This is a genomic window from Micromonospora sp. WMMD730 (assembly GCF_049178955.1).
GTDB classification, from domain to species: Bacteria; Actinomycetota; Actinomycetes; order Mycobacteriales; family Micromonosporaceae; genus Micromonospora; species Micromonospora wenchangensis.
The window spans coordinates 3,185,116-3,201,887 of the sequence record NZ_JBMHML010000002.1 but is presented as its reverse complement, the minus strand read 5'-3'; the positions used below and the strand labels follow the sequence as shown (position 1 = coordinate 3,201,887).

Annotated in this window: 12 protein-coding genes; 4 read left to right on the top strand and 8 right to left on the bottom strand. The window is 74.8% G+C overall.

Annotation, left to right across the window (positions count from 1 at the left end; all coding sequences use genetic code 11):
- Nucleotides 1–16: 16 nt before the first annotated feature.
- The 5 genes from ACN265_RS14080 to ACN265_RS14060 form a co-directional block, all read right to left on the bottom strand.
- Entirely contained in the window at nucleotides 17–2,221 is a 2,205-nt protein-coding gene (locus ACN265_RS14080) for a glycosyl hydrolase family 95 catalytic domain-containing protein (protein ID WP_421407937.1), read from the bottom strand.
- A complete protein-coding gene (locus ACN265_RS14075; RefSeq protein WP_421407935.1) occupies nucleotides 2,218–3,276 on the bottom strand; it encodes a LacI family DNA-binding transcriptional regulator in 1,059 nt (352 codons plus the stop codon). Before ACN265_RS14075 ends, ACN265_RS14080 begins: the two co-directional genes overlap by 4 nt.
- Entirely contained in the window at nucleotides 3,273–5,735 is a 2,463-nt protein-coding gene (locus ACN265_RS14070; RefSeq protein ID WP_421407932.1) for a glycoside hydrolase family 3 C-terminal domain-containing protein, read from the bottom strand. The genes ACN265_RS14075 and ACN265_RS14070 overlap by 4 nt, the downstream gene beginning before the upstream one ends.
- 235 nt (nucleotides 5,736–5,970) lie before the next feature.
- Nucleotides 5,971–7,191: an ROK family transcriptional regulator gene (locus tag ACN265_RS14065; protein WP_421407929.1), complete on the bottom strand. Its 1,221-nt coding sequence runs from the start codon at nucleotides 7,189–7,191 to the stop codon at nucleotides 5,971–5,973.
- 205 nt (nucleotides 7,192–7,396) lie between these two features.
- On the bottom strand, nucleotides 7,397–9,733 hold the full coding sequence (locus ACN265_RS14060) for a TIM-barrel domain-containing protein (protein WP_420118528.1): 2,337 nt from the start codon (nucleotides 9,731–9,733) through the stop codon (nucleotides 7,397–7,399).
- A 156-nt stretch (nucleotides 9,734–9,889) separates the two neighbouring features.
- Here ACN265_RS14060 and ACN265_RS14055 point away from each other — a divergent pair, with 156 nt between their 5' ends.
- Both ACN265_RS14055 and ACN265_RS14050 read left to right on the top strand, forming a co-directional pair.
- Nucleotides 9,890–11,983 (top strand): beta-galactosidase, encoded by a 2,094-nt coding sequence (locus ACN265_RS14055; protein WP_421407927.1) that lies wholly within the window; start codon nucleotides 9,890–9,892, stop codon nucleotides 11,981–11,983.
- Nucleotides 11,984–11,993: 10 nt separating this feature from the next.
- Nucleotides 11,994–13,280 carry an O-antigen ligase family protein gene (locus ACN265_RS14050; RefSeq protein ID WP_421407924.1) on the top strand — a complete coding sequence of 429 codons (1,287 nt, stop codon included), beginning with the start codon at nucleotides 11,994–11,996 and terminating at the stop codon, nucleotides 13,278–13,280.
- Nucleotides 13,281–13,285: 5 nt separating this feature from the next.
- Here ACN265_RS14050 and ACN265_RS14045 read toward each other — a convergent pair whose 3' ends face one another.
- On the bottom strand, nucleotides 13,286–13,936 hold the full coding sequence (locus ACN265_RS14045) for a LysE family translocator (RefSeq protein ID WP_420119476.1): 651 nt from the start codon (nucleotides 13,934–13,936) through the stop codon (nucleotides 13,286–13,288).
- A gap of 122 nt (nucleotides 13,937–14,058) precedes the next feature.
- Between ACN265_RS14045 and ACN265_RS14040 the strand changes: the two genes are divergently transcribed.
- Together ACN265_RS14040 and ACN265_RS14035 are read left to right on the top strand one after the other, a co-directional pair.
- A complete protein-coding gene (locus ACN265_RS14040; protein ID WP_420119475.1) occupies nucleotides 14,059–14,607 on the top strand; it encodes a GNAT family N-acetyltransferase in 549 nt (182 codons plus the stop codon).
- A gap of 80 nt (nucleotides 14,608–14,687) precedes the next feature.
- A complete protein-coding gene (locus ACN265_RS14035) occupies nucleotides 14,688–15,167 on the top strand; it encodes a DUF1992 domain-containing protein (protein WP_421407922.1) in 480 nt (159 codons plus the stop codon).
- Between the two features lie 8 nt (nucleotides 15,168–15,175).
- On the opposite strand, the gene ACN265_RS14030 is transcribed toward ACN265_RS14035, so the two are convergent.
- Together ACN265_RS14030 and ACN265_RS14025 are read right to left on the bottom strand one after the other, a co-directional pair.
- Nucleotides 15,176–15,760: a maleylpyruvate isomerase N-terminal domain-containing protein gene (locus ACN265_RS14030; RefSeq protein ID WP_421407919.1), complete on the bottom strand. Its 585-nt coding sequence runs from the start codon at nucleotides 15,758–15,760 to the stop codon at nucleotides 15,176–15,178.
- Nucleotides 15,761–15,812: 52 nt separating this feature from the next.
- Nucleotides 15,813–16,709 (bottom strand): NAD(P)H-binding protein, encoded by an 897-nt coding sequence (locus ACN265_RS14025; protein ID WP_421407917.1) that lies wholly within the window; start codon nucleotides 16,707–16,709, stop codon nucleotides 15,813–15,815.
- Between the last annotated feature and the right edge of the window lie 63 nt (nucleotides 16,710–16,772).

Below are 16,772 nucleotides of genomic sequence, written 5' to 3'. Positions count from 1 at the left end.
CCGGACCGTGGGCGGGTCACCGGCGGTGGGTCACCCGCACCGGGGTGCCCGCCGGCAGGTCGCAGTCGGTGTCGCCGTAGGGGCTGCGGACCCGGATCCGGCGGGTGACGGCGGCGACCAGCCGGGCGGTGACCCGACCGTCGTCCCAGGTCAACTCCTCGACGGTGAGCCGGCCCCGGCAGGTCACCCCGCGCAGCGTCCCCCGTCGCAGGCCCGGCGGCAGCGCCGGCAGCAGCCGCAGCAGACCCGGGCGGGTCTGCACCAGCGCCTCGATCAGCACCGCCGGCAGGGTGTGCGCGGCGTCGGCGTTGTAGGTCACCCGGCCCGGGTTGTGGGCGCTCATCAGCGACCGGAAGAACATGTCCGCCGCGACGATCCGCCGCAGGTACGCCCCGACCAGCGGCCCGTCGCCGAGCCGGGCGGCCACCAGGGCCCGGTGCAGGATGCCGTGGGCGGAGCCGTCCTCGTCGCCGCGGACCGTCAACGCCCGGTGCGCCGCCGCCGCCAACTCCGGGGTGTCCTCGGGGTCGATCTCCCCGGTCGGCCACACCGGGTAGAGGTGGCTGACGTGCCGGTGGTCGTCGTCGGGGCGGTAGCCGGGCCACGCCCACTCGGCCAGCGCGCCCCGCGCGTCGATGCGGTAGCCGGGCAGCCGGTCCCGTACCGCCGCCCACCGCCGCGACCCGGTCACCTCGGCGGCGACCGTCATGGCGTGCCGGGCGGCGGCGACGTCCATGGTGGCGTTCACGGCGACCGGCACCGGCCGGCCGGTCCCGTCGAGCGGCCCGGTCTCCGGCGAGTACGACGGCACCAGCGCCGGCTGCCCGTCGACGTCGGTGAGCACGTCGGTGAAGAAGTCGGCCACCTCCGCCAGCCACCCCGCCACCTCCCCCAGCGGTTCCCCGGTCACCTGGTGATGTTCGTACAGCGGGTGCAGCAGCCAGTGCGCGCCGGCCAGCCACGCGGTGAACGGCCAGTGCGGGTGGACGTGGAACAGGTGCCCGTGTTCACCGTCGGTGCGGCTGGGCGCGAGCAGGCCCCGTGCCCCGTAGACGGCGCGGGCGTTGTCCCGCCAGTGGTCGACCTGGGCGCGGACCAGCCGGGCGTGCGCGGCGGTCACCTCCGGCAACGCGCCGACGTTCGCGCCGGCCAGTTGCAGGTTGAGGTTCGCGTCGGTGGTGAAGTCCCCCGCCCAGGCCGCGTCCCAGGACCCCGTCCAGATGCCGGTCAGTCGGGGTGGCAGCACGCCGCTGGCGCTGAACAGCAGGTACCGGCCGGCGTGGAAGAGACGTTCCAGCAGCGCCGGGTCCAACCGGTCACCGGCGGTGGCCTGCCGGGCGAGCAGCGCACCCACGGGCAGGTCCCGGTCGGCGGCCGGCACCGCCAGGTCCAGGTCGACCCGCCGGTAGGGGACGGTGTGCCGGGTGACGTGCCGGGCCAGCAGCGTCGGGTAGTCGGCCGGGTGCCCGGCGAGTCGCCGCTGCTGTGCGGCGGTGGGCCACGCCGCGGTGGCGGTGCGGTCCAGGACGGTGGTCAGCAGCGCCGGTCCGCGTACCAGCACCCGGTCACCGGCGGGTTCGGCGTCGCCCTGCACCAGGGTCACCGCCTCGAAGCCGTACGCGCCGCCGACGTCGGGGTAGCGGCCCCGCACCCGCAGGAACACCAGCCCGTCGTGGCGGTAGGCGGTGGTGTGGTAGCGCACCGTGTCGGGGCGGCCGGGCAGGTCACCGGTCGCCCCGACGACGCAGTCGCCCTGGTCGAGGTGGGTGACGACCAGCCGGTCGGCGCGGGAGACGAAGCTGCGTCGCCGCCGCCCGGACCACCGCACCACCACCTCGCCGGTGGTGAAGTCGGTGTGCCGCCGGTAGTCACGCACCGTCGTGGCGGGGGCGTCGACGGTCAGCGCGAACCCCGGATGGTACGACTGGGTCCACGCCAGGTCCCGGCCGCCGGTGAGCAGTTCACCGGCCTCGGCGCGGCGGCCGGTGAGGACCAGTTCCCTGATCCGGGGCAGCAACGCGGCCAGGTTCGGTGCCCGCGCGTCGTGGGTGCCGTTGGGCAGCACGAACCGGTGGTGGTTGACCACCAGCCGTTCGGCGTGCGGGTCACCGGGGACCATCAGTCCGTACTCGCCGTTGCCGGTGAGGAAGGCGTCGGGCCAGTCGGCGGCCGGGGCGTCGTCCCAGATCCGGTGTGCCGACGGGGGTGGCCCGCCGGTCACCGGGGGGTCCGGGCCGTCGGCGCGGCGGTGCTGTCCCGGATGGTCAACCGGGGCGGCAGCAGCGTCACCTCCGGCACCGGCTCGTCGTGCAGTTTGCGCATCAGCAACGCCACCGCCTGCCGGCCGATCTCCTCGGCGGGCACCGGCACCGAGGTGATCCGGGGTGCGGCCTGTTCGGCGAACTGGTCGGGGCAGATCGCCACCACCGACATGTCCTGCGGCACCCGCCGTCCCAGGGTCGGCAGGCAGGCCAGCACCGGCCCGACGGCCGCCTCGTTCTGCACCACCAGCGCCGACAGGTCGGGGTGCCGGTCGAGCAGGTCGGCGAGTTCCTGACGGATCGCGGCGGGCCCCTCCTCGAAGGGTTGGGTGACGACGGTGACGCCGTGCCGGTCGGCGGCGGCGGCCACCCCGGCGCGGGTGCGGTGGGCGAAGCCGGTACCCCGGTCGTAGACGGCGGCGGGAGCGCCGAGCAGTGCCACCCGGTGGTGCCCGAGCCGGGCCAGGTGTTCCACGCACACCTGACCGGCGCGGTGGAAGTCCAGGTCCACACAGGTCAGGCCGGTCGGGTCGGCGGGGACGCCGATCAGGACGCTGGGTCGGGTCAGGTCCCGCAGCAGCGGCACCCGCGAGTCGTCCAGCTCGACGTCCATCACCAGCATCCCGTCGACCATGGCGCTGCCGGCGATGCGGCGCAGCCCCGACGGCCCCTCGTCGGAGGTGACGAGCAGGACGTCGTGGTCGAAGCGGCGGGCCGTGGTGACCACCGCGATCGCGAACTGCATCACCACCGGCACCTGCATGCCGGCGCGTAGCGGCAGCACCAGGGCGATGGTGTTGGCGCGTCGGCTGGCCAGCGCCCGCGCCCCGGCGTTGGGGTGGTAGCCCAGTTCCCGGATGCTGGCCAGCACCCGGGTGCGGGTCACCTCGGAGATGGCCCGTTTGCCGCTGAGCACGTACGACACGGTGCTGACCGCCACCCCGGCGTGCCGGGCGACGTCGACGATGGTGACCTGGTCGGACGACTTGCGGCTGCGCCCGGACGTGCCGGTCACCGGGCACCGCCGGCGGTCACCGTGGGGCGGGGTTGCGGCGCGGCGGCGCGGGTGTGCACGGTCACCGCGCCGACGGCGCGGATGTCGCGGGCGGAGCGGCCGACCAGCAGGGTGTGGGTGGCGTCCTCCAGCACCGGGCCGCCGCGCTGCTCGTCCCACCAGGTCAGGTCGTCGGCGCGCAGCCGCAGGGTGACGGTGCGCCGCTGGCCGGGGGCGAGGGTGACCCGGGTGAAGTCGCGCAGCTGCCGCAGCGGCTGCTTGACCCGGGAGCGGCGCTGCCGGGTGTAGAGCTGCACGGTCTCCTCACCCTCCCGGTCGCCGGTGTTGGTGACCTCGACGCTCACCTCGACCTCGTCGCCGGCGGTCACCGTCGGCGGGTCCACCCGCAGGTCAGCGTAGTGGAACCGGGCGTAGCTCAGGCCGTGGCCGAACGGGTACAGCGGCTCGCCCCGGTAGTAGAGGTAGGTGCTGTCGGCGCCGATCACGTCGTAGTCGAGCAGGTCGGGCAGGTCGGCGGCGTCGGGGTACCAGGTCTGGGTGAGCCGGCCGCCGGGGTCGGCTGCGCCGAGCAGCACCTGCGCCAGGGCGGTGCCGTGTTCCTGCCCGCCGTGCGCCGACCACAGCACCGCCGGCAGGTTCTCGTGCGCCCAGCCCACCGCGTACGGGTAGCTGCTGGTGAGCACCAGCACCGTCTGCGGGTTCGCGGCGTGCACGGCGTGCAGCAGCCGTTCCTGCCCGGCGGGCAGGGCCAGGTCGACGCGGTCCTCGGTCTCCCGGCCGTTGACCATCGGGTGGTTGCCGAGGACGACGACGGCCACGTCGGCGGCGTCGGCCAGCGCGGCGGCCTCGGCCACGCCGTCGGCGACGAGTTCGACGGTGAACGCGGTGGCGGTGTCCGGGTCGGTGGCGTCGGCGCGCAGCCGCCCGTCCTCGTCGACCCGCACGTACGCGCCGGTGGCGAGGTGGTGCAGCAGGGTGGTGCCGTCGGGGCGGTGCCGGAGGCGGAACGTCTCCCGCACGATCCAGCCGCCCGGTCCGGGACGGTCGTTGGCCAGTGCCCCGTCGTCGTCGGCGCCGACGTGCCGGCCGTTGGCGACGGCGCGTAGCGCCACCACGTCCTGCCCCCAGTCGAACACGTCGAACCAGGTGCCGTCGCGGCCGTCGTCGGCGGTCAGCGGCCCACCCTCGGAGGAGCGGGGGCAGCGGACGTACCGGTCGCCGACGCGCAACGCGATCCGGTCGGCCCCGCAGTGGTGGGTGACGGTGGGCAGTTCCCGGGCAAGGCCCTCCCGGACGGTGACCGCGTACGGCAGGGTGCCGCTGTACCAGTCCTCGTACACGGTGTCGGCGAGCGGGCCGAGGACCGCGACCCGGGGTGGGGTGCGGGTGGGCAGTGGCAGCAGCCCGTCGTTGTCGAGCAGCACGATGGACTGGCGGGCGGCCTCACGGGCCAGGTCCCGGTGGGCGGGGCTGTCGAGCACGTCGGGGCAGACCCCGGCGAACGGGTCCTGCCCGGGTGGGTCCAGGTCGCCGAGGCGGATGCGGACGCTGAGGATGCGGCGGACCGCCCGGTCCACGTCGGATTCGTCGACGAGCCCCCGGCGCAGGGCTTCGGTCAGGCGTTGGATGGTCGGTGCGCTGTCGGTGTCGTCCTCGGTGAAGTTGTCGATGCCGGCGCGCAGGGCGGCGGCGAATCCGGTGACGTGGTCGGGCAGGTGGCCCTGCACGCCGGCGATGTTGGTGACCGCCCCGGCGTCACCGACGACCATCACCTCGTGGCTGGTCCACCGGCGTAGTTCGTCGTTCAGCAGCGGGCTCAGGTGCGCGGGCACCCCGTCGACCAGGTTGTAGGAGGCCATCACGGCGACCGCCGCCCCGGCGGCGAGGGGCGCGCGGAACGCGGGCAGTTCGTACTCGTGCAGGACCCGGGGTGGCAGGTCGCTGGAGGTGGTGGCCCGGTCGGTCTCGTTGTTGTAGCCGAGGAAGTGCTTCACCGTCGGGGCGGTGCGCAGCCGGTGGGGGTGGTCGCCGCGCAGCCCGGACGCGTAGGCGGTGGCGAGCCGGCCGGTCAGCCACGGGTCCTCCGACCAGCCTTCCTCGTTGCGGCCCCAGCGGGGGTCGCGCAGCGGGTTGACCACCGGCGCCCACACGTTGAGCCCGACGCCGGCGGGGTCGGCCTGGTGTTTGACCCGCACCTCGGTGCCGACGACGTCGCCGACGGCCCGGATCAGGTCGGGGTTCCAGCTGCTGGCCAGGCCGACGACCTGCGGGAAGACGGTGGCCGGGCCGAGCCAGGCGACCCCGTGCAACGCCTCGGTGCCGGTGCGGAAGCCGGGCAGGCCCAGCCGGGGCACGGGGGCCTGCCACTGGTGCAGCAGGCCGATCTTCTCCGGCAGGATGAGCTGGGCCAGCAGCTCGTCGGCGTGCGTTTCGGGGGACGGTCCGGTGGGGTCGTTCATCTGCGGTTACCTTCCGGTGGCTCGCGGTGAGGCGTCCGGCCGGCGGTCGAAGCGTTTCGACGGCCGTGGTGACGTGCGGCATCGCGGAGTGAGGGTGGTGGCGGTCGTCGGCCCGGAGCGGCGAAGCGCTTCGACGACTGCGGAAAACGTGCCGCCCCGGGTGCCCGAACGACGGGGCGGCGGTTCGAGGTTGGCACCTGCGCGTCGGCCGGTCAAGAGGGGACCGGCCCCCGGATCAACCGGCGGGGAGTCGACCGGCCTCGATGGTGGCCAACGCGGCGGTGGCGCCGCCCAGCGCGGGGGCGGCGGAGTCCAGCGTGGAGGCGTCGAGGCGGCAGCCCCCGGCCTGCGGGGCGAGGGTCCGGGCGACCAGTTCCGCGCGGGCGGCCGGCAGCAGCCAGGGCGCGAGGGTGGCGAAGTGCCCGCCGACCACGATCGCCTCCGGGTTGAGCAGGTTCGCCAGGATCGACGCCCCGTGCCCGAGGTGCCGGCCGATCTCGGCGAGCCCGGCCAGCACGGCCGGGTCCTCCTGCCGGGCCGACGCCACGATCCGGTCGAGTTCCGGCAGGTAGTCGGTGACCGGGCCGTCCTGGGTGGCGTCGGGCAGCAGGCGGGCCACCACGGCCGGCAGCGCGGTCGACGCGGCCAGGCAGCCGCGTCGGCCGCACGGGCACGGTGGCCCGGCCGGGTCGAGGCAGAGGTGGCCGAGTTCACCGGCGTGGCCCCGGCCGCCCCGCAGCAGCCGGCCACCGGCGAGCACCCCCGCGCCGACGGAGACCCCGCCGGTGACGTGGACCAGGTCGGTGGCGCCGGCGTACGCACCGTGGCGCTGTTCGGCCAGCACCGCGAGGTTGGCGTCGGTGTCCACCGTGACGGTGAACCCGGTGTCCCGTAGCGCGGTCCGCAGGTCGGCGGCCAGCGGCACGTCCCGCCAGCCGAGGCCGCTGGCCAGGGGCACCCCACCGGCGGTGTCGACCAGGCCGGGCACCCCGACGGTGAGGCCGAGCACGGTGCGGCCCTGCCCGGTGACCCGGCCGATCGCGCGGCGGGCCAGGGTGACCAGCGCCCGGACGGTGTCGGCGGGGCCGGCGGTGGGGGCGGGGAACGCCCGCCGCCAGGTGAGCAGCCGGTTGCCGCCCGGATCCACGGCGACCACCACCAGGTCGTCCGCGCCGATCTGCAGGCCCAGCGCCGCGTACGGGGAGCCGTCGAGGACGAGCATGGTGGCGGGGCGGCCGACCCGGTTGCCGGTCAGCCCGGTCTCGCGGACCAGCCGCCGGTCGAGCAGTTCGGTGACCAGGCTGGACACGGTGGCCTTGTTGAGCCCGGTGGTGGCGGCGATGTCGGCCCGGGAGCAGGGGGCGTGCAGGCGGACGTGCCGCAGGACCACGGCCCGGTTGGCCACCCGGACGTCACCCAGGTCGGTCGGCTGCGGTTCGTTGTGGATGCTGATCACGGTCTGTCCGCTCCCTGCGCCCGACGGTGGGTGGTGCCGTGCCGGTGCGTCGTCGCCCACCGTCGACCCCGCACGGGCACGCCGGGTCGGCCGGTGGGCGACGCCGTCGGCGGGCCGGTGCGCCGTCGGTACGTCTGTTCGGCTGGAAACTCAACTAACTCTAGCGGCACGTCCGGAGCCCGGACAGCCACCCGGCCCGGTGGGGTCAGTCCGGCGGGAACCACGGGGTGAACGGCGTCGGGGTGACCGGTTCGCCGTTGAGCAGCAGCCGGCGGGGGGCGTCGTCGCCGACCACGCTCAGCCGGCGGACCCGCAGCGGCCCGTCGGTGCGGACCCGCAGGGTGTCGCCGTCGCGCAGCGCCTGCACCACGGTGTCGCCGTCGACGTCGTGCAGCACCGTGCGGGCGTCCACCCCACCCCAGCTGACCAGGGTGACGTCGTCGAACGGGCCGTCGCCGACGGTGCCGGTGGCCGCGACGAGCGGCACCAGGGCGCCGTGCCGGACGAACAGCGGCAGCCGGTGCAGCGGCACGGCCACCCGCAGGTGCCGGCCGCCGCCGTGCCGTTCGCCGGTGCCGGCGTCGATCCAGTCGTCGCCGGTGGGCAGGTAGACGGCCCGCCGCCCGGACGGGTCGGTGACCGGGGCGACGAGTAGGTCGGTGCCGAGCCGGTACTGCAGGTCGGTGGTCCACGCGGTCGGGTCCTCGGGGGTGTCGACGAGCAGCGCCCGCATCATCGGCGCGCCGGTGCGCGCCGACTCCACCGCCGCCGACCACAGGTACGGCATCAGCCGGTAGCGCAGCCGCAGCGCGGCGACCGCGTCGCGTTCGGTGTCGGCGGGGAAGTCCCACGGCAGCCGGCTGGTGGTGCCGTGCAGCCGGACCAGCGGCGACAGCGCCCCGAACTGGGTCCACCGCACGTACAGGTCCGCCTCGGGGGTGCCGTGGAAGCCGCCGGTGTCGTGGCTCCAGAACGGTACCCCGGACAGCCCGTGCGACAGGCCGCCGCGCAGGGTGCTGGCCAGGCCGGGCCAGGTGGCGTTGACGTCGCCGCTCCACTGCGCGCTGTGCCGCTGCCCGCCCAGGTACGACGAGCGGGCCCACACCGTACGGTGCCCGGCGACCTCCTCGGTGAGGTCGGCGACGATGTCGTTGAACAGCAGGGTGTAGACGTTGTGCAGTTCGACGCCGGTCATGCCGTTGTGCGCCACCGCGTCGGCCGGCACCCCCTCGGCGAAGTCGGTCTTGAACACCGCCACCCCCTGTTCCAGCAGGGGCCGCAGCAGCCCCCGGAACCAGGCGACGGCGTCGGGGTTGGTGAAGTCGACGATGGCGCTGGCCGGGTAGCTGCCGTGCCACACGTCCGCCACGTACGTGCTGCCGTCGGCGCGGTGCAGGAAGTAGCCGGCGCGGGCCGCGTCGGCGTAGAGCGGGCTGTCGGTCATCAGGTACGGGTTCATCCACAGGCACACCCGGAACCCCTGCCCGGCGAGGGTGGCCAGCATCCCGGCCGGGTCGGGGAACGCCTCGTCGTCCCAGCGCAGCTCGGACCAGCGGCCGGCGACCTGCCAGTAGCAGTCCAGGTGCAGCACGTCGCAGGGGATGTCGCGGTCCCGGATGCGGCGGGCCCGCTCCAGCACCCGCTGCTGACTGTCGGGATAGAACCCCGAGGAGATCCACGCCCCGAAGGCCCACTTCGGCGGCAGGTACGGCCGGCTGGTCAGCTCGTCGAACCGGTCCAGCACCTCGACGGGGGTGGGGCCGGCGAGCACGTAGTAGTCGAGCAGGTCGTCGGGGACGATGATCTGCACGGCGCTGTGGGTGGACTGGCAGACGTCGAACTGCACCGGCATGCCGCTGTCGACGAGCACCCCGTAGCCCCGGTCGGACAGGTAGAACGGCACGTTCTTGTGGGACCGCTCGGACTCCCCGCCGAAGGCGTCGTAGTTCCACATCAGGGCCCGTTGGCCGCGCTTGTCCAGCGGGGTGAACTTCTCCCCGAAGCCGACGAACCGTTCGTCGCCGAACGCCACGAAGCTCTCGTGCCAGGCGACGGGCGCACCGTCGGCGCTGCTGCGGCCGAACGGCAGGGTGCGGCGTCGGCCGCTGATGTCCCTGGTGCCGGGGTCCTGGTCGAGCAGCACCCGACCGTCGGGGGTGAGGAACCGCAGGTGCCAGGGGTCGAGACGGATCTCGGCGACGACCGCGCCGGCGTCGATGAGCACGTGGGTGTCGTCCACGGTGATCGCGGCGGGGTGGGCCCGGGGGTGGACCAGGGGCAGGGCGCGGGCCGAGCGGCTGCGGGCCTGCGGGTCCTCGGCGAGGCGGACCCGGATCACGCCGTGGCCGGCGGCGTCGAGGCGGACCACCAGGCTGCCGCCGTCGGACAGGGCGGCCTTGACGGTGACGCCGTGCTCGTCGGTGGCGACGACCTCGGCCCGGCCGACGGTGGCGACCCCGTCCTCGCCCGGTTCCCGTACGGGCAGGTCGGGCGGGTCGGCCACGAACGTCTCGTACGGGACCAGTGGCGGTCGGTACGGCATCGGCGTCTCCTCGGGCACGTTCTCCGGCGGTACCGACAGTTTCTTTGCCTTCCCAACGAACTGTCAACGAGGGACTTCGATTGACTCGCGATCAACCTGATTGACATGGGTAAATCACCTCCATAGTTTGGACACCTATCAAACAAAGTCGACGGGATGGTGGGTATGTGGGACGACGGGCGGCTCTGTTACGGCGGTGACTACAACCCCGAGCAGTGGCCCGCCGCCACCTGGCGCGAGGACGTCGCCCTGATGCGCCGGGCCCGGATCAACCTGGTCACCGTCGGTGTGTTCGCCTGGTCCCGGCTCGAGCCCGCCCCCGGCCGCTACGATTTCGGCTGGCTCGACGAGGTGCTGGACCTGCTGCACGACGGCGGCATCCGGGTCGCCCTGGCCACCCCCACCGCCTCCCCACCGCCCTGGTTCTCCCTGGCGCACCCCGACGCGCTGCCGGTCACCGCCGACGGCGTCCGGCTGCACCACGGCAGCCGCGACACCTACTGCGCCGCCGCCCCCGCCTACCGGGCCGCCGCCCGGGGCATCGCCGCCACCCTCGCCGCCCGCTACGCCCACCACCCGGCCGTCGCCCTGTGGCACGTGCACAACGAGTACGGCACCACCTGCCACTGCCCGCACGCCGAGGCCGCGTTCCGCCGCTGGCTCGTCGAACGCCACGGCGACCTGGACACCCTCAACGCCGCCTGGGCCACCAGCTTCTGGAGCCAGCACTACACCGACTGGGCGTACGTGAGCACCCCCCGGGCCACCCAGTACCTCGGCAACCCCGGCCAACTGCTGGACTTCCGGCGGTTCTGGTCCGACACCCTGCTCGCCGCGTACGTCGAACAACGTGACCTGCTCGCCGCCGCCAACCCGGCGCTGCCGGTCACCACCAACTACGTCCTGGGCGACTGGGTTCCGGTCGACCACGCCCGCTGGGCGGCCGAGGTGGACCTGGTCGCCGTCGACCACTACCCGTCGGCCGTCGACGGCGGCGCCGAGGAACAGACCGCCCTCGCCGCCGACCTGGCCCGCGGCTGGGCGCGACACGGCCGCCGCCGGGCCGCCACCCGACGCGGCGCGGCCCCCGCCGACGGGCCGGCCGGTTGGCTGCTGATGGAGAGCGCCGCCAGCCAGATCCACACCATTGGCCGCTCGCACACCAAGGAACCCGGCCGGATGGCCCGGCACAGCCTGTCCCACGTCGCCCGCGGCTCCCGGGGGGCGATGTTCTTCCAGTGGCGGGCCCCGGCCGGCGGCGCGGAACGATTCCACTCCGCGCTGGTGCCGCACACCGGCCCCGACACCCGGGTGTTCCGCGAGACGGTCCGCCTCGGCGAGCACCTCGACCGGCTCGCCGAGGTCACCGCCGGCGAGGTGACCGCATCGGTCGCACTGGCCTTCGACGCCGCCAGCGGCTGGGCGCTGCGCCACCCCGGCATGCCCTCGACCCTGCTCGACGGCCACGCCGAACTGGCCGCCGCGCACCGGGCGCTGTGGCGGGCCGGCTACGGCTGCGACATCGTCGTCCCCGGCGACCCGCTCGACCGGTACCGGCTGCTCGTCCTACCCGCCGTCTACCTGGCCGACGACGATGTCGCCGGCTGGGTCCGCGCCCACGTCGAGGCGGGCGGACACCTGCTGGTCAGCTACCTCAGCGGGGTGGCCGACCAGCACGGCCGGGTGCACCTCGGCGGCTACCCCGGCGCGTACCGGGACCTGCTCGGCCTGCGGGTGGAGGAGTTCCACCCGCTCGCCGCCGACGAACAGGTGCTGCTCTCCGGCGGCGGGACCGGCCGGATCTGGTCGGAGACCGTCCACCTGTGCGGCGCCGAACCGGTCGGCACGTACGTCGGTGGGGTCCTCGACGGCCGACCGGCGGTGACCCGGCACCGCACCGGCGACGGCACCGCCTGGTACCTGTCGACCCGGCCCGACGACCGCACCTACCGGCGGCTGCTCACCGAGGTGGCCCGGACCGCCGGCCTCGCCCCGGTCTGCCCGGACGCCCCACCCGGGGTGGAGGCGGTCCGCCGCGCCGGCCCGCAGGGGAGCTGGCTGTTCCTGCTCAACCACACCGACCGGCCGCAGCGGGTGCCCGTCACCGGCGTCGACCTGCTCACCGACACCCCCGCCGACGGCACGGTGGTCCTGCCGGCCGGCGGCGTCGCGGTGGTCCGCGAGGAACCGGCCCCGATGGTGTCCGTCACAGCCACTCCGCCGATGACCGACCGGACCCCGCCCGCCTAACCTTGCCCCGGTGGGGACGAGGAACACGACGGCACCGCGCACACTGCCGCTCTGGCCGCTGTACCTGATGTTCGCGGCGATGCCGCTGTGGTGGCTGCTCGGTGGCCTCTACCTCGGCTGGGCGCTGTTCGGGATGCTGCTGGCGGTGGTCCTGCTCACCCACGGCCGGGTGTCCTGGCCGCCCGGCTCGGCGCTGTGGTTCGTCCTCGTCGGCCTCATCGTGGTCAGCGCCACCCGGCTGGAGAAAGCCAGCAGCCTGCTCGTCTACGGCCTGCGGCTGGGTTTCGTCCTCACCGCCCTCGTGGTCTACCTGTACGTCTACACCGCCGCCCGGCAGGGGGCCCGCTGGGACCGGCTGTTCCAACCGGTGCTGCTGTTCTGGTTGGGGATGGTCGCGCTCGGCTGGGTCGGCGTGCTGGCCCCCCGACTGGCGCTGACCACCCCGGTGGAGGTGCTGCTGCCCGACGGGCTGGCCGGGCAGCGGATGATCCGGGCGGTCACCCACGTGCACTCCACCGAGTTCAACCCCACCGGCCGCAACCCGTACTACCGCACGGCCGCCCCGTACCCGTACACCAACAACTGGGGTACGGGGTTCGCGCTGCTCGTGCCGTGCGTGCTGGCGTACCTGTCGGCGGTGCGCACCGGACCGCTGCGCCGGGTGCTGCTGGTGTCCCTGCCGCTGGCCCTGGTGCCGGCGTTCCTCACCCTCAACCGGGGCATGTTCGTCGGCCTCGGGGTGGGCCTGCTCTACCTGGGGCTGCGCGCCCTGGCGCGTGGCGACGTCCGGCTGATCGGCACGATCACCGCCGGGATGGCCGTGGCCTGGGTGGTCACCCTGGTCGTCCCGGTCGGCGACATGATCATGAACCGGGTGGAGAACACCGACTCGACCCGCGACCGCGCCGACCTGTACCGGCAGACCCTCGACGCGGTCCTGCACTCGCCGCTGCTCGGCTACGGCGCCCCCCGCAGCGCCGACACCACCACCGGCGCGGAACCCCTCGGCACCCAGGGGCAGGTCTGGTTGACCACGTACAGCCACGGCATCCCCGCCCTGCTGACGCTGCTGGCCCTCCTCGTGGTGCTGGTCCGCAGCACCGCCGTCGCGGTGTCCGCGGCCGGCCGGTGGCTGAGCGTGGTGCCGGTGGTCGCCCTCGCCCTCGCCCCGTTCTACGGCTTCACCGACATGAACCTGTCGGTGATGTTCTACGCGATCGGACTGGCCGTGGCCGCCGTCGACGGCCCGGTGAACCGGGCACTGCCGGCGGCGGCACCCCGGCCGTCACCGGTCTGAGCGGATCAACCGGCCGCCACCGCGGCCCGGGACCGGTCCGCCGCGATCCGCACCGCCATCGCGGCGAGCACGCTGCCGGTCACCCACCGCTGGACCCGCGCCCAGCCCGGCCGGCGCACCAGGAACGTCGACACCGACCCGGCGGTCAGCACGATCAGCGTGTTCACCGTCAACGCGACGGTGATCTGGGTGCCGCCGAGCAGCAGGCTCTGCACCGCCACGTCACCCCGGGCGGGGTCGACGAACTGCGGCAGCAACGACACGTACAAGATGGCGATCTTGGGGTTGAGCAGGTTGGTGAGCAGGCCCATGGCGAACAGCCGGCGCGGCCGGTCCACCGGCAGCTCCTGCGGCGTGAACGCCGAACGCCCACCGGGGCGCAGCGTCCGCCACGCCAACCACAGCAGGTACGCCGCACCGGCCAGCTTCACCGCCGTGTACAGCGGCGGCACCAGCACGAACACCGTGGCGATGCCGGCGACGGCGGCGGCCAGGTAGACGCCGAACCCGGCGGCCACCCCGAGCAGGGACACCAGCCCGGCCCGCCGACCCTGGCTGACCGACCGGGACACCAGGTAGACCATGTTCGGCCCCGGGGTGAGCACCAGACCGAGCGCCACCAGGGCGATTCCCGCCACCGCACCGACCGTGACCATCGCCGCCCCCGTCCTGCCGCACCTGCCCCGCACCCTACGCCGCGCCGTCGTCCCGCGACGCCCCGTGGTGCCCGGCCCCGGCGGGGGTTCCGGACGGGCGGGGTAGCGGCCACACTGCTCAGATGTCTGTGACCCTGCGGGCCGCCCCCACCGTCACCGCACCCGGACTGCTCCTGCGCTGCTGGCGCGACGACGACGTCGACGCGTTGGTCGAGGCGCACCGGGACCCGGAACTGCGGGCCCGCACCCGTAACCCGCTGACCACGCCGACGCAGGCCAGACGGTGGGTCGACGGCAACCGGCAGGGCTGGGCGGCGGGCCGCCGGTTCAGCTTCGCCGTCTGCGAAGCCACGTCCGACGGCGACCGGGTGGTCGGCTGCGTCCTGCTCAAGGACGTGGTGCCGGGCCGCGTCGACGCGGAGATCGGCTACTGGACGGCCGGGCCGGCACGCGGCCGTCAGGTGGCGCCCCGGGCGGTGGACGCGGTGAGCCGGTGGGCGTTCACCCGGTTCGCCGCGACCGGGCTGGCCCGCCTGGAGCTGCTGCACCAGCTGGACAACCCGGCGTCCTGCCGGGTGGCGCAGAAGAGCGGCTTCCCCTTCGTCGAGGTGCTGCCCGCCCGGCCGCCGTTCCCCCTCGACGGGCACCGCCACGTGCGGCACCACCGCTGAACCGGGGAATGCCGCCCGCCCCGCAGGCGCTGCACCGGTGACGGCCGGGCGGATACGGTGGCGGGGGAGGTGTCCGGAGGATGGTGGACGCGTGGGAGGCCGCTGTCGAGGCGCAGATCCGCAGCGCCCAGGAACGGGGCGAGTTCGACAACCTGCCCGGTATGGGCAAGCCGATCCCCGGCCGCGACGTCCCCTACGACGAGTCCTGGTGGATCACGAGTTTCCTGGAGCGGGAGGCGCTGCCCACCGACCTGCTGCTGCCCACCCCGTTGCAGTTGCGCCGTCGGGTCGAGCAGGTGCCCGACGAGGTCCGTGACCTGCCCACCGAGGAGTCGGTCCGGGAGTTCGTCGGGCTGCTCAACCAGGAGATCGTGGCGTGGCTGCGGTACCCCGCGGGGCCCCGGGTGGCGGTCCGCCCGGTCGACACCGAGGCGGTGCTGCGCCAGTGGCGGGCCCACCGCGCCACCCGCGTCGTCCCCGCGCCGTCCGCTCCGACACCCGCGCCACCGGCACGACGACGTCCCCGGTTCCGCTGGCCGTGGCGGCGACCGCCGGGGTAGCCGCCCGATCAGTCGACGGCGGCCCGCCAGGTCCATGCGGTGCGGCGGGGCCGCTGACCCAGGGTGGCCCGCCCGGTCATCCAGAGCAGCACGTCGGCCGGGTCGCCGGCGGGCGCGTCGGGGAACAGCCGCCCCAGCACCGCCGCGCTGGGTGCCGTCGGCGGCCGCCACGTCACCCCGAGCCCCCGGGTGATGTCGTACGTGTGCAGCAGCGTCTCGGCGATGCCCATGGCGGCGAAGCCGGCCGGGTCGCAGGGCCCCCAGTGCCAGGCGCGGGTGGGTGCGGGCACGGTGTCGAGCGCGGCGGCGAGCAGCCCCCCGCAGGCGGCCACCACGACCAGCACCTGGGCCGGGGTGGCCTCGGGGTGGACCCGCAGGTCGAGCGGGAGGTAGCCGGTGTCGGGCCGGCCGGTGAGCTGGGTGGCGTAGCCGAGCAGGTCGTGGGCGATGTGCGCGGCGGTCGTCCAGCACGACCAGTCCAGGTCCCCGGCGGGGCCGGTCCAGTCCCGGTCGGTGTGCGGGCCGAGCGTGCGGGTCAGTTCGTCGACGGCGTCCCGGACCCCGCGTCCGGTCACCCGGTTCTCGGTGGGCATGCGACCGATCCTCGCACCACCGTGTCCCGCGCGCCGGGTCGTGTGGCGCGGCTCAGGCCCGACGTGCCGGCTGGGGGCCGGTGGGGGACGCGGCGGCGACGAGGGTTTCGAGCACCGACCGGGCGGGTGCCGGACGCCGGCCGAGGAGTGCCTGCAGGGTCGGGTCGGTGACGGCGAACTCGCCCCGCCGGGCGGCCCGGTACATGCCGAGGGTGAAGTCGGCGGCGGCCCCGGGCATACCCCGGGCGACGGCGGCGGCCCGCCACTCGTCGTCGTCGAGGACGAGCCGGGTGACGGTGCGTCCGGTGAGGTCGGTGAGGATGCCGGCGACGTCCGTCAGGTCGAGGGCCTCGCCGGCGGTCAACGCCGGGGTGACGCCGTCGAGCACGCCCTGACCGGTCAGCGCGATGGCGGCGGCCTCGGCCAGGTCGTCGTGCGTGGTCCAGGACACCGGCCCGTCGGCCGGCGCGACCAGGCGGCCGGTGGTCAGGGCGTCACCGATGGCGAACCCGAGGGCGCTGGCGTAGAAGCCGTTGCGCAGGGCGGTGAACGGCACCCCGGTCGCGGCCAGGTGCTCCTCGGTGGCGGCGTGGGTGACCTGGGCGGGGAAGAGCGAGTCGCGGGAGGCGGCCTGGTGGCTGGTGTAGAGGATGCGGGCGGCTCCCGCGGCGCGGGCGGCGTCGACGGCGGCCCGGTTCGCGGTGGCCGCGTCGCCGCCCCGGATGGCGGCGGACACGATCAGCACCCGGTCGGCCCCGGCGAAGGCGTGCTCCAGCGTGGCGGGGTCGGTGAAGTCCCCCCGGCGGACCCGCACGCCGCGTTCGGCCAGGTGGGTGGCCTTGTCGACGTCGCGCACGCTCACCCCGACGGCGGTGGCGGGCACCCGGGCCAGCAGTTGGTCGACGATCCGGGAGCCGAGCTGCCCGGTGGCACCGGTGATGACGAACACGAGGGGATCCCTTCGACGAATCAACGTTACGGCGCAGACGTTAACACCGCTAATTCGTCGCTA